Below are 12,178 nucleotides of genomic sequence, written 5' to 3' on the forward strand. Positions count from 1 at the left end.
GCGCTGGAGATCACAGAGGGGGTTTTGACCGACAGTACGGATCACCTCACCGTCGGTCGTCCGACGGATGTTCAAAATCATCAATGTCTTGTGCTACGACTGTCGGACCCGCCGTTCCACCACTTCGGATCCGCGTCGGCCTTGACCCCAAGTCCTGTTGAGGTCCTAGCGTGGTTCTCGATCGGCAAGCCAGGGCCGGGGGCGAACCGGGCCATGGTGGAAACGAGAGGACCGTACCGATGACCGGCGCTTCCGCAACCACCGAGGTCCGACCGGCCGTGACGGTCCTCGGCCTGGGCGAGATGGGCTTCGCGCTCGCGAACGCGTTCCTCGCCGACGGGCACCCGACAACGGTCTGGAACCGTACGCCGGAGAAGGGTGACGACCTGGTGGCCCGGGGAGCGCGGCGGGCCGGGACCGTCCGGGACGCCGCCGCCGCCGCGCTCGTGGTCGTCAGCGTGAAGGGCAACACCACCGCAGGCGAGATCCTGCAATCGGCCGGCGACGCGCTCGCCGGCCGCGCCGTGCTCAACCTGACCCGACGGTACGTCGACCGAGGCGCGAGCCGTCGCCGGTTGGGTCGCGGAGCAGGGTGCGGAGTACCTCCACGGGCAGATCACGACGATCGCCCCCGGCATCGGGCACCCGGAAGCCGTCGTGTTCTTCGGTGGGACCGAAACGGTCCTGTCCTACCTGCCGTCGATCGCCGACGAGATCGACCGCGACGAGTACGCGGTTCAGTACGGCGGCCTGCGGCACCACCTGCCGTCGGTCGAGGACCTGGTCCGGGAGAGCCGGACGCACGGTATCGACGACAAGTTCCCCGACTACACCCGGGCCCTGGTGGCGGCGGCCGTCGAGGCGGGCCACGCCGACGACAGCTACTCCCGCCTGGTCGAGCACTTCCGGAAGCGGTGAAAGACACCTGTCGTCACTGGCGGGGTGCACGTGTTCGGCGACGGGCCGGTGTTGCCCGCCGCCGAACACGTGTCGGTTGGCTACTACTTGGCCAGGAAGGCGAGCAGGGCCTCGTTGACCTCTTCGGCGTGGGTCCAGAGCAGACCGTGCGGCGCCCCTTCGAGCTCGACGTAGTCGGCGTCGGGCAGGAGCTTGTGGAACGGACGGGCGGTCGCGTCGATCGGGAGGATGTTGTCCGCCGTACCGTGCAGGATGAGCGTGGGTACGTCGATCTTCGGGATGTCACCCCGGAAGTCGGTGATCCAGGTCGGTACGGCGGCGCTGGAGGCGTACCAGGAGGCTCCGGCGGCGACGTTCCAGCTGTTGCGCAGCGCCTCCTCGGACAGCCGGGTGCCGAGGTTCTCGTCGGTGTTGTAGAAGTTCTTGTAGAAGTCCGTGAAGTAGGCGTACCGGTCGGCGGTCACCGCGGCGAGGATGCCGTCGAAGAGTTCCTGCGGCGCCCCGGTCGGGTTGTCCTCGGTCTTGAGCAGGAACGGTTCCAGCGACGCGAGGAAGGCTGCCTTCGCGATCCGGCGCGAGCCGTACGTGCCGAGGTAGCGGCCGACCTCGCCGGTGCCCATCGAGAAGCCGACCAGCACCACGTCGGTGAGGTCGAGCGTGTCGAGCACCGTGTTCAGGTCCGCGGCGAAGGTGTCGTAGTCGTAGCCGGTGGTGGGCTGGCTCGACTGGCCGAAGCCCCGGCGGTCGTAGGTGATGACCCGGTAGCCCGCCTTGAGCAGGGCGGCGCTCTGCTTCTCCCACGAGTGCCCGTCGAGCGGGTAACCGTGGATGAGGACGACCGGCTGACCCGCACCGTGGTCCTCGTAGTAGAGGTCGATGCTGGTGCTGTTCTCGGAGCCGACGGTGATGAAGGGCATGTCTGCCTCCGCTGTTCTGTGGAGAACGGTCGTTCTCGCCTCGTGTTGTAGCCTAGACAACGATCGTTCTCAGCGCACCGTCGCAGGCGGGGTCGATTGGGTGAGAGGTGTCACCCCGATCGAGGGAAGAAGGAAACGGTGACCGGAGAGAACCAGCGGCCGGACGACGACGCCGTACGGGCGAAGGTGCTGGAGACCGCAGACCGGCTGTACTACACGTACGGCGTACAGGCTGTCGGCATGGACACCCTGCGCGCCGAGTCCGGCGTCCCGCTCAAGCGGCTCTACCGCCTGTTCCCCTCGAAGGAGTCGATCGTCGAACAGGTCCTGATGGGCCGGCACGAGGCGTGGAACGCGCTGGTCGAGAGCGCGATCGAGACCGGCGATGCCCGCCAACGCCTGCTCGCGATCTACGACATGCTGGCCCGCTGGTTCGACCAGGACGACTTCCGCGGGTGCATGTTCATCAACTCGTTCGGCGAACTCGGGTCGACCGCCCCCCGGATCGCCGAGATCGTACGAGCACACAAGGAAGGCTTCCAGGTGCGCCTGGCCGAACTCGTCGCCGAGGCCGGTGGACCACCGTCGCTCGCAGCGCAACTGGCGATCCTCGCCGAGGGCGCCCAGACCACGGCCGCCATCGCCGGCACCAGCGACGCCGCAACCCACGCCCGCCGAGCCGCCGAAACCCTCATCACCGCCGCCCTCCCCCAAACCCCCGCCAGCCCCCGTTGATCATGAAGTTAGCGACACGTTCTCGGCCCCGGGAGGTCGCCAACTTCATGATCAACGGGATTCGGCGGGGGTTCGGTGGGGGTTAGGGGTGGAGGAGGGAGAGGGCTAGGGCGGTCATGAGGGTGGCTACCAGGGCGTCGAGGATGCGCCAGGCGTTGGGGCGGGACAGGGCGGGGGCTAGGCGGTGTGCGCCGAAGCCTAGGGCGGTGAACCAGACGGCGCTGGCCAGGACCGCGCCGGACCCGAACAGCCACCGGTTGTCGTGCTGGTTGGCGACCGAACCCAACAACAGCACCGTGTCCAGGTACACGTGCGGGTTCAGGTACGTGAAGGCGAGGCACATCGCGATCGTCGTACGCAGCGCGACCGGCTCGCGGTCGGTCGGCGTCAGCCTGCCGGGGCGCAACGCGCGCCTGGCCGCGAACAGCGCGTAGCACAGCAGGAACGCGGCACCCACCCAGCGAATCGTGCCGGCGACCAGCGGCTGGTCCGCGATCACCGCGCCGAGCCCGGCGATCCCGACGGCGATCAGCAGCGCGTCCGACACCGCACAGGTCAGCACCACCGCGAGCACGTGCTGGCGGCGCAGCCCCTGGCGGAGGACAAAGGCGTTCTGGGCGCCGATGGCGGCGATGAGCGCGATGGAGGCGGTGAAGCCGGCGAGGGTCGAGGTCAGCACCGCCCCGACGCTACGGCTGCCCCCGATCACACTCCAGCTAAAGATTTTTGTGCCTGATTAGTATTTCTTAACATGGGACTCGACTCCGGCCAGCTCGCGGCACTCCAGGCGGTGGTGGACGAGGGCAGCTTCGAGGCCGCCGCCCGCGCGCTGCACATCACCCCGTCCGCGGTCAGTCAACGGATCAAGGCGCTCGAACAGGCCGCCGGACAGGTCCTGGTACGCCGTACCCGACCCTGTCAGCCGACCGAGGCGGGCCGACCCCTGGTCAGGTTGGCCAGCCAGCTCGCACTGCTGGAGCGTGAGGCACTGGACGCCGCGCGTGGCCCACTGGACGGGCAGCAAGCCCGTACCCGGATCGCGGTGGTGGTCAACGCCGACTCGCTCGCCACCTGGTTCCTGCGCGCGCTGGCGCAACTGCCGAACGACCTCGCGTACTGCTTCGACCTGCAGCAGGACGACCAGGACCACACCGCGGACCTGCTCCGCGACGGATCGGTGATGGCGGCGGTGACCGCGCAGCGGGTCGCGGTGCAGGGTTGTCGGGTACACCGGCTCGGCGCCATGCGCTACCTGGCCATGGCCTCGCCCGAGTTGCACCGCACGCACTTCGCCGCGACGGACACCACCTCGGCGCTGGCCACCGCGCCCATGCTCCAACTCGACCGCAAGGACAAGCTGCAGCACCGCTTCGTCAACAAACTCACCAGACGGCGGCTCGACCCGCCGATTCACTACGTTCCGGCGGTGTCGGCGTTCATCGAGGCGGTCCGGCTCGGGCTGGGCTGGGGCATGGTGCCCGAACGGACCGCCCGGGAGGACATGGCAGCCGGTCGCCTGGTCGAGATCGCCCCCGGGCGGCACCTCGACACGCCCCTCTACTGGCAGTCCTGGCGCCTGGAGTCGACCGCCCTGGCCACCCTGACCAGCGCCGTACAGGCCGCCGCCGCGACAGCCCTGCGCTGAGCCACCACGCAGCTCCTGGCGATGCACCCGGTACGCCGGAAACCGCACCGACACCGTCGGGACCGGACGTGACCCGCCGATCAGGAGAAGCGCTCGATCGTCACCGGAATCAGCCCCTGCTGTCGCATCACCGCCATCAGCCCCCGCAGCACGGGCTCTATCCGGTCGGTACGACCGTCGCCGAAGTTGGCGGTCAGGTCCAGGCACCATGCGACGCCGGGACCGATTCGGCGAAGATCCCAGACGAAGAGATCGTCGGCCACGCGGAGCTGCGCGGTGCCGAACACCCGTGCTCGCGGCTCGTCGGCTTCGGCAGGCACCCTCATCCGCCACCCGGCCCGCAACCGCGCCAGGCCGTCCTCGGACAGGTCGCTGGCGAAGAGGATCCGGTAGAACCGGGTGTCGTGAAAGCCCTCGGCGACCTCGCCGGATCCCAGCCGCAGCGGTGGTGCGGTCGCCAGCGACACGGCCGCGCCGAAATGCGAGCGCAGCGTCGGCTCGTCAGGCAGGTCACCGCCACCGAGCCGGCGGTAGACCTGCGCGACCTCGTCACGGTCGGCCGTGACGGTCCGGCCGCGAAGAACCGCATCGGTACGGACTCGCTGGCTGAGGGGCGCCGCGCCCACCCAGCCGTCCGGGGGTGTCCACCTCGCACTCCCCAGGGCGAGCGCCGTGTGGTCGCTGGCGAGTGTGAACTCCTCCACGAGGATTCCGACCGGCTCGGCGGCAACCGTCTCGTGGTGTCTCTGCGCCAGCATCAGGTAGTAGTCCAGGGACGGGTGCGACGAGGATGCGGAGACGTCCGTCTCGCGCGGCTGGCGTACGTCGGTTGCCACTGCCGCAACATACTCTCGTCCGAACGGCCCCCACGGCATGCCAACAGACCGACACGGGCGCTGGTGTCACCACGGACCATGGTGACACCAGCGCCATACCCGTACGAACCAGAGCAGGTACGGCTGGACTACCCGTACGTTTCACGGTTCCGGCGAGCGGCCAGAGTTGCGAGGACTACTTACTACCCCACGAGTGGAGTCGAACCGAGTCCATGGGCGTGAAGTCGCGCGAAGCCGAGAAACCCGCCGGGATGGTTTCGCGGCAGTCTCTACCGTTAGGCTCCCAGCAAATGTCGACCACCCAGTTGTCTGTCTGATTGTTCACGAGCAAATGAGCCCCGTAGATTCCCTGCATGTTGTACACGCCGCTCCACCAGACGTATTTTCTGGGCCCGGGTTGATCGGGCCAGGTCCCCTGAAAGAGGCATGCCGCCCCGACTGGGCACTGGCTCCACGCATCGCTGCTTGCCTGCGCTGCCGTCGCGGTAATGCTGGTCACCATCGCCACGGTGACGCCGACAGCAGCGAACCGCATCGCGATCTTTCTCCAAAGGCGCATAGTAAGTCATCTCCTCCTTTTCGTCATACATACACGCATGTGAATTACAATGCCGCGACCGACACCCGCACACAATAGAAACGCACCCGTTCCCCCGATACGCTCGACCATGAAATAGCTCGGGTACGAATGTGTTACGGAGCCGGCCCCGACAACCCGCCGCCGACAGTTCCCGCCGGCCTCCCGTGACCGCTCCGGCACGCTCCGATGTCCAGCCAGCCTCCTGAATAGAACAACCCCATCACTTCCGCGTCTTGAGGGAGCTTCGCGTTGTCCGCTACATTCCCGCTACAACGCGGACGGTGATCCCGTGTGTCGGCAGGGTGCGAGCACCGGGGCACCATGGCGTTGCGGGGGCGCAGGTGGAGTTTCAGGTGCTCGGTCCACTGTCGGTGAACCGTGCCGGTAGGCCGCTCGACCTCCAGTACGGCCACAAGCCGACGCTGTTGCTGGCGATCCTGCTGGCCCGCGCCAGACAGGTGGTGTCGGTCGACGAGCTGGTGGTCGGCCTCTGGGGTGACCGACCGCCCCGCTCCGCACGCGCCAACATTCACCAGTACGTCCATCGGCTCCGGCTCGCGCTCGGCCCGGAGCGGATCTCCCGACACCCGGCCGGCTACGCCCTGTCCGTCACGGACGAGGAACTCGACGCCGCCCGCTTCCACGCACTCGCGGCACGGGCAAAAGTCGATCTCGACGCGGCTCGTACGGAGGAAGCCAACCTGAGCCTGCGGTCGGCGCTCGACCTCTGGCGGGGGCCCGCGTTCGACGGGTTCCTCGACTGCGAACTCGTGGCGGTCGAGGCCACCCGGCTCGAGCAGCAACGGTGGTCGGTCCACGAGCGGTGGACCGAAACCGAGCTGGCGCTCGGCAGGCACCGGGAGATGGTGGACGTGCTCGCCGAACTCGTGGACGCCCAGCCCTATCGCGAGCTTCTCCGGGCCCAACTGATGCTCGCCCTGCACCGCAGCGGCCGCCGGGCGGACGCGCTGGACCTGTACCGCCGGACCCGGAACCTGTTCGTCGCCGATCTCGGGGTCGAGCCCGGCGAGGCGTTGCAGCAACTACACCAGCGGATACTGGTCGGCACACCGGCCGTCGACGGCGACCCGGCCCGGACCTCGCAGAATCTCGGCACCCTGAACCAGTTGCCGCCGCTGTTCGCCTCCTTCGTCGGTCGGGTCGCCGAACGGACCCAGCTCGTCGACGCACTCATGACCCGGTCCGCCACGTCCCCGGCGGTGATCGGAATCTCCGGCCTCGGTGGCCTCGGCAAGACGAGCATCGCGGTCTGGGCGGCACATTCCGTGCTCGATGCCTACCCCGACGGCTGCGTCTTCGCCGACCTGGCCGGCACCGACGTCAAACCGCTGTCGCCCCATGCCGTACTGGGTGCGTTGCTGCGCGCCCTAGGAGTGCAGGGCACGCAGTTGCCGCAGGGGCGTACGGCCAGGCTCGGCCTGTACCGGGCGATGACCGCCAACCGCCGCCTGCTGATCGTGCTCGACAACGCCGACAACGAGGCACAGGTCCGTCCACTGATTCCCGGTGGGCCGGGCTGCGGCGTCATCGTCACGTCGCGTCGCGCCATGGCCGGGTTGGAGCGTACGCACATCCTCGAACTGGATCCGCTCACCGACCGCGAGGGTGTCGAGCTGCTGCGTACGCAGGTCGCCCCGCACGTCATCGCCGACAACACCGGCATGGCGGACCTGGTCCGCTGGTGCGGCGGGCTGCCGCTGGCGATCCGCATCGTCGCCGGCCGGCTGCGGTCACGCAACGCTCCCAGCCCGAGCCACCTCGTCCGGCTACTGAGGCAGGCCCGCAACCCGGTGGACGAGTTGCACCTCGGGGACCTCAACGTCCACACCACATTCATGCTCAGCTACCGACGGCTGGGGTCGGCCGCCGCCACACTCCTGGCCCACCTCGGCCGGTTGGGGTACCCGCGCTTCACGCTGGACACCTGCGTGCCACTGGTGGACGCGGCACCCGGGCGAGCCGTCGACGCGCTGGCCGAACTCGACCAGGCTGGTCTGATCACGGGTGAGGGTTCCGGTCGCTCGGTGGGGGGCCGCTACCGGATGCACGATCTCGTCCGGTCCTTCGCCGCCGCCCAGGCCGCGGAAGAATTGGACGATGCCTACCTCGGGTCGCTGCGGCGGCTGACGAGTCACTACATCGCGCGACTGTGCTCCAGCCGGGACTTCGTCCACGGCGGATCCCTGCAACATCTTCCTATCGTGGTCCCGCCCTCGCGCCCCTTCCCCGACGAAGGCGCGGCACTGGAGTGGCTGGACGTCGAGGTGGACAACATCGTCGCGGTGTTGCCGGCCATCGGCGAAGCGGGACTCCACGAGGAGCTCTGGCAGGTCGCCTACCTGCTGCGTCCGTACCTTCGACTCCGGCACCGGTCCGACGACCGGTACGCGGTCGGCAGGGCAGGTGTGGAAAGCGCCCGTCTCATCGGTAACCAGCTTGCCGAAGCCCTGATGGTCGAATGCCTGGCGTCGGCGCATCACGACGACAATCTCACGGATCCCTCCGCAAAGCTGCACTACGAGCAGGCCCGGCAACTGTTCCGTACGATCGGCAACCACATCGGTGTGGCGACATGCGACGACCAGCTCGGCACCTACTATCAGAACATCGGCGAACTGGAGCTGTCCGAACAGCACCACCGCCGGGCGCTCGCCGTCCCGGAATACACCAGCGACCCGGTAAACAGTTCGCGATCACACATCGGGCTCGGCACCCTGTACGGGCGGCAGGAGCGTTACCCCGAGGCCGAGCGCGAATTCGACGTGGCGCTCGCGCTCGCGACCCAAGCCCACGACCAGTACATAGCGTGTTTCGCCCACCACAATCTCGCCTACCTCTACCGGCTCCAGGGACGGCGGGACGAGGCCCTGTTCCACGTCGGCGCCGAAATCGAGCTGGCGGTCGTGATCAGGAACAAGCTACGTGAGGCGCGCGCACGGGAGTTGCTCGGCGACATCCACGGCGAGCAGGACCCTAGCTTGGCGGCAGCGGCGTGGAAACGGGCGGCGGAACTGTACGAACAGCTCGGCAGTGATCGCGCCGACGAGCTCCGGGCCCGGGTGGGAAACCACCGGTAGGGCTGTCGTCGGCAGTATCGTCCACTCAACCGCGGGACCATTCGACGATCGGGGGCAGGGTGGAGACGAAACTGCTGGAGGCTGCCCGATCGGGTGACCCGGACGCCTTCGGGCGACTGGTGGATCCGTACCGGAACGAGCTACAGACCCATTGTTACCGGATGCTCGGGTCGGTGCACGACGCCGAAGACGCGCTACAGGAGTCGCTGGTGCGCGCCTGGCAGGCCCTGGGGCGGTTCGACGACCACGGTTCGATCCGGCCGTGGCTGTACCGGATCACCACCAACAGGTGCCTGACGCTGATCGAGCGCCGACGTCGCCGGGAGTTGCCCACCGATCTGCGCCCCGGTGCCGTACCACCGGAGGAGGTGGCGTGGCTGGAGCCGTACCCCGATGCCAGACTGGGTTGGGCGGGCCTGGGGCCGGAGGCGCGCTACGTCGCTCGCGAGGGTGTGGAGCTGGCCTTCGTCGCAGCGCTGCAACACCTGTCGGCCGGGCAGCGGGCGGCACTGATCCTGCGCGAAGTGCTCGGGTTCTCCGCGCGCGAGGTCGCCGACCTGCTGGACACCACCGTCGCGGCGGTCAACAGCGCACTGCAACGGGCGCGCAAGGTCCTCGACGGGCGGCTCCCCCGGGTCACCCAGCAGGCGACCCTCGGCGCCCTGGACGACCGGACCGTACGGCGGCTGGCCGAGCAGTACGCGACCGCCTGGGAGGACGGCGACGTCGACGCGATCGTCGCGATGCTCACCGACGACGCCAGGTACGCCATGCCACCGCTGCCGCAGTGGTACGAGGGACACGACGCGATCAGGGCGTTCCTGCTCGAGAAGCCGCTGACGGTGCGGTGGCGTTTCCTGCCGGCGTACGCGAACGGCCAGCTCGCGTACGGCACCTACCTGTGGGACGACGAGCGGGAAACCTTCGTGGCGGCCGGGCTCGACCTGGTCGAGTTCCGGGGCACCAAGATCGCCGAGGTCGTGTCGTTCCTGCTGCCGGAGATCTTCGGCCGCTTCGGTCTGCCCGACGAGGTCCCGAAATAGGTGCGCCCTCGCTGGATCCGGCGGGGAGGATGGGGATCATGTCCTCGATGCACACCCCGAAGCTTTTCACCGCCCTGGCGGGAAGCCGGAACATCCTCGTAGCCGGTGCCGGTGGCGGCTTCGACGTGTAAGCCGGACTCCCACTCGCCCTCGCGCTGCGGCAGACCGGCGCCACCGTACACCTGGCCAACCTGTCCTTCTCCGACCTACACGCGCTCGACCCGGCGGTGTGGCTCGACCGAGACGTCGCCGCGGTCACGCCGGACACGGAGGGGCTGGACGATTACTTTCCCGAACGCACCCTGGCCCGTTGGCTCACCGCGCAGGACCTGCCCTCCACCGTGTACGCGTTCCCGCGCGGCGGCGTACAACCGTTGCGGGACGCGTACCGGACGCTGGTCGCGCGGCTCGGGATCGACGCGATCGTCCTGGTCGACGGGGGCACCGACATCCTGATGCGAGGTGACGAGGCAGGACTCGGCACACCGGAGGAGGACATGGCGAGTCTGGCCGCAGTGGCGAAGCTGGACGTGCCGGTGCGCCTGGTGGCGTGCATCGGCTTCGGCATCGACGCGTACCACGGGGTCAACCACGTACAGGTGCTGGAGAACATCGCCGAGTTGGACTGCGCGGGCGCGTACCTCGGGGCGTTCACCGTACCCGGGGATTCGCCGGAGGCACGGTCGTACATCGACGCGGTCGCCCACGCGCAGGCCGCGACGCCGCTGCGACCGAGCATCGTCAACGGCCAGATCGCCGCCGCGCTGGGCGGCGGGTGCGGAGACGTACAGTTCAGCACCCGGACGCGGGGCAGCACGTTGTTCGTCAACCCGCTGATGGCCATGTACTTCACCTTCGACCTCGTGGGGCTGGCCGCGCGTGCGCTGTATCTCGACCGGATCGAGCAGACCTACCTGATGCGGCAGATCAGCCTGCTGATCGAGGAGTTCCGCGAGGAGGTCTCACCGCGCATCCCGCGGATGTTCCCGCACTGACGACGCGGCCGGCGTCGACGGGCCGTCACACGGCCTCGGTGCCGATCGACGCGTCGAAGCTCGCGTGAGCGCGACGGATGTCGGTGTCGTGGTCCACGGCCCACTCGCCGAGCGCGACGACGAGCGGCAGCAGTGATCGGCCGAGGTCGGTGAGACTGTACTCGCTGCCCTGCCACGGCTGCGCGGCCGCCGTCCGGCGGACGAGTCCGTCCCGTTCGAGCAGTCGAAGGGTACGGGTCAGCATCCGGCGGCTCAGTCCGTGGATGGCCCGGTCGAGTTCGTTGAAGCCGTAAGCACGCTGGGCGAGCAGGGCGAGTACGAGCACGCTCCACTTCTCGCCGACCCGGCGCAACACGTCCGTGACCGCGCACGCCGCCCGGTCTTCCGCGGTTACCGGCAACGGGAGGATCACCGCCGACCCGCCGTCGGGCCCGGCCCGACCGGGGAACATCGATGTGCCTTCTTCTCCGCCGCCGCCCGCTCCAGCCATGGTGTTCAGGGTACGGCGACAGCGCGGAGGGACAGTGATGAAGACGGTGCTGGTCAGCGGCGGCACGAAGGGCATCGGCAGGGGGCTCGTGCTGAGCCTGCTGGGTAGCGGCGACCGGGTGATAGCGGTCGGCAGTGCTGCCGCCAACGGTGCGGCGCTGGTGGACGAGGCCACGCGCCTGGGCATAGCGGACGGCTCTCGTTCATCCGGGCCGACCTCAGCTCGGTTGCCCGTACGGTGGCGCTGACCGACGAACTGACCGCGACGGAACCGGTGCTGGACGCCCTGGTGCTGGCCGCGTTTCGCTACAACCCGCGCCGGATCGTCACCGCCGAGGGCTTCGAGCACACGTTCGCGCTCTATGTGCTGAACCGGTTCCTGCTCGCCCGTGGTCTGCGACCGGCCCTGGAGCGGGCCACCAACCCGGTCGTCGTCAACCTCTGCGGGACCGGTGGTATCCCGGCCGGGCGAATCCACTGGGACGATCTCCAGCTCCGCCGCCGCTACGGCGGACTCCGCGCCACGATGCAGGGCGCCAGGGCCAACGACCTGCTCGGCGTGGCATTCACCGGCCGGCACCCGGACAGTCTGGTCCGGTACGTGCTGTACAACCCGTTGTTCGTCGACACCGCCCTCGCGGACCCGTTCACCCAGCCGACCCGGGCACTGGTCAAGGCGCTGTCCCGCCTGTTCGCAGCACCGGTTACGCGGGCCCTGCCGCCGATTCTCGAACTGCTGACGACGCCGCCTGCCGAGCCGCTGTCCGCGTACCGCGGCGGTCGCCGGGTGCGGGTGTCGGGGCCGGCCTTCGACCCGGAGACGGCCGCCCGACTGGGCCGGTTGTTGGACGGGCTCACCGCCGGATAACGGGTGCCCCGTACCTGATTCAGGTTCCCGATGCGACCAGTCCACGCCTGGCCG

At 68.8% G+C, this 12,178-nt stretch carries 12 protein-coding genes and 1 pseudogene; 9 read left to right on the plus strand and 4 right to left on the minus strand.

The features are described from left to right. Nucleotides 1-239: 239 nt before the first annotated feature. Together AB0J90_RS01395 and AB0J90_RS01400 are read left to right on the plus strand one after the other, a co-directional pair. A pseudogene (locus AB0J90_RS01395) lies at nucleotides 240-518 on the plus strand (NAD(P)-binding domain-containing protein); the annotation flags it as partial. 139 nt (nucleotides 519-657) lie between these two features. Beyond that, nucleotides 658-918, plus strand: a complete 261-nt coding sequence (locus AB0J90_RS01400; protein ID WP_363590940.1) for a hypothetical protein — start codon at nucleotides 658-660, stop codon at nucleotides 916-918. An 83-nt stretch (nucleotides 919-1,001) separates the two neighbouring features. On the opposite strand, the gene AB0J90_RS01405 is transcribed toward AB0J90_RS01400, so the two are convergent. Then, the gene (locus AB0J90_RS01405) at nucleotides 1,002-1,835 is read right to left on the minus strand and encodes an alpha/beta hydrolase (RefSeq protein ID WP_363590942.1); all 834 of its coding nucleotides are present in this window, start codon (nucleotides 1,833-1,835) and stop codon (nucleotides 1,002-1,004) included. A gap of 138 nt (nucleotides 1,836-1,973) precedes the next feature. Here AB0J90_RS01405 and AB0J90_RS01410 point away from each other — a divergent pair, with 138 nt between their 5' ends. Beyond that, nucleotides 1,974-2,570 (plus strand): TetR/AcrR family transcriptional regulator, encoded by a 597-nt coding sequence (locus AB0J90_RS01410; RefSeq protein ID WP_363590944.1) that lies wholly within the window; start codon nucleotides 1,974-1,976, stop codon nucleotides 2,568-2,570. Between the two features lie 82 nt (nucleotides 2,571-2,652). Here the strand turns inward: AB0J90_RS01410 and AB0J90_RS01415 are convergent, their stop codons facing one another. Further along, nucleotides 2,653-3,249: a LysE/ArgO family amino acid transporter gene (locus tag AB0J90_RS01415; protein WP_363590946.1), complete on the minus strand. Its 597-nt coding sequence runs from the start codon at nucleotides 3,247-3,249 to the stop codon at nucleotides 2,653-2,655. A 72-nt stretch (nucleotides 3,250-3,321) separates the two neighbouring features. Here AB0J90_RS01415 and AB0J90_RS01420 point away from each other — a divergent pair, with 72 nt between their 5' ends. Further along, the gene (locus AB0J90_RS01420) at nucleotides 3,322-4,215 is read left to right on the plus strand and encodes a LysR family transcriptional regulator ArgP (protein WP_363590948.1); all 894 of its coding nucleotides are present in this window, start codon (nucleotides 3,322-3,324) and stop codon (nucleotides 4,213-4,215) included. A gap of 80 nt (nucleotides 4,216-4,295) precedes the next feature. Here AB0J90_RS01420 and AB0J90_RS01425 read toward each other — a convergent pair whose 3' ends face one another. Continuing rightward, nucleotides 4,296-5,051, minus strand: coding sequence for a hypothetical protein (locus tag AB0J90_RS01425; RefSeq protein ID WP_363590950.1), 756 nt, complete (start codon nucleotides 5,049-5,051; stop codon nucleotides 4,296-4,298). A gap of 933 nt (nucleotides 5,052-5,984) precedes the next feature. Here AB0J90_RS01425 and AB0J90_RS01430 point away from each other — a divergent pair. The 3 genes from AB0J90_RS01430 (at nucleotide 5,985) to AB0J90_RS01440 (ending at nucleotide 10,767) form a co-directional block, all read left to right on the plus strand. Continuing rightward, nucleotides 5,985-8,729 carry a BTAD domain-containing putative transcriptional regulator gene (locus tag AB0J90_RS01430; RefSeq protein WP_363590952.1) on the plus strand — a complete coding sequence of 915 codons (2,745 nt, stop codon included), beginning with the start codon at nucleotides 5,985-5,987 and terminating at the stop codon, nucleotides 8,727-8,729. A 59-nt stretch (nucleotides 8,730-8,788) separates the two neighbouring features. Then, nucleotides 8,789-9,772: a sigma-70 family RNA polymerase sigma factor gene (locus tag AB0J90_RS01435; protein WP_363590954.1), complete on the plus strand. Its 984-nt coding sequence runs from the start codon at nucleotides 8,789-8,791 to the stop codon at nucleotides 9,770-9,772. Nucleotides 9,773-9,999: 227 nt separating this feature from the next. After that, complete coding sequence (locus AB0J90_RS01440) at nucleotides 10,000-10,767, plus strand: DUF1152 domain-containing protein (RefSeq protein ID WP_363590956.1); 768 nt, start codon at nucleotides 10,000-10,002, stop codon at nucleotides 10,765-10,767. 25 nt (nucleotides 10,768-10,792) lie between these two features. On the opposite strand, the gene AB0J90_RS01445 is transcribed toward AB0J90_RS01440, so the two are convergent. Then, nucleotides 10,793-11,257: a helix-turn-helix domain-containing protein gene (locus tag AB0J90_RS01445; RefSeq protein WP_363590958.1), complete on the minus strand. Its 465-nt coding sequence runs from the start codon at nucleotides 11,255-11,257 to the stop codon at nucleotides 10,793-10,795. Between the two features lie 37 nt (nucleotides 11,258-11,294). Between AB0J90_RS01445 and AB0J90_RS01450 the strand changes: the two genes are divergently transcribed. Further along, nucleotides 11,295-11,504, plus strand: a complete 210-nt coding sequence (locus AB0J90_RS01450) for a hypothetical protein (RefSeq protein WP_363590960.1) — start codon at nucleotides 11,295-11,297, stop codon at nucleotides 11,502-11,504. Beyond that, the gene (locus tag AB0J90_RS01455) at nucleotides 11,495-12,124 is read left to right on the plus strand and encodes a short-chain dehydrogenase (protein WP_363590962.1); all 630 of its coding nucleotides are present in this window, start codon (nucleotides 11,495-11,497) and stop codon (nucleotides 12,122-12,124) included. The genes AB0J90_RS01450 and AB0J90_RS01455 overlap by 10 nt, the downstream gene beginning before the upstream one ends. The last annotated feature ends 54 nt before the right edge of the window (nucleotides 12,125-12,178 follow it).

This window comes from Micromonospora sp. NPDC049523, from assembly GCF_040676775.1.
Classification (GTDB): Bacteria; Actinomycetota; Actinomycetes; order Mycobacteriales; family Micromonosporaceae; genus Micromonospora_G.

What these genes read in the sequence shown, in the direction of transcription:
- AB0J90_RS01405 (WP_363590942.1), bottom strand. Translation starts at nt 1,835, where the DNA reads ATGCCCTTCATCACCGTCGGCTCCGAGAACAGCACCAGCATCGACCTC.
- AB0J90_RS01445 (WP_363590958.1), bottom strand. Translation starts at nt 11,257, where the DNA reads ATGGCTGGAGCGGGCGGCGGCGGAGAAGAAGGCACATCGATGTTCCCC.
- AB0J90_RS01450 (WP_363590960.1), top strand. Translation starts at nt 11,295, where the DNA reads ATGAAGACGGTGCTGGTCAGCGGCGGCACGAAGGGCATCGGCAGGGGG.
- AB0J90_RS01420 (WP_363590948.1), top strand. Translation starts at nt 3,322, where the DNA reads ATGGGACTCGACTCCGGCCAGCTCGCGGCACTCCAGGCGGTGGTGGAC.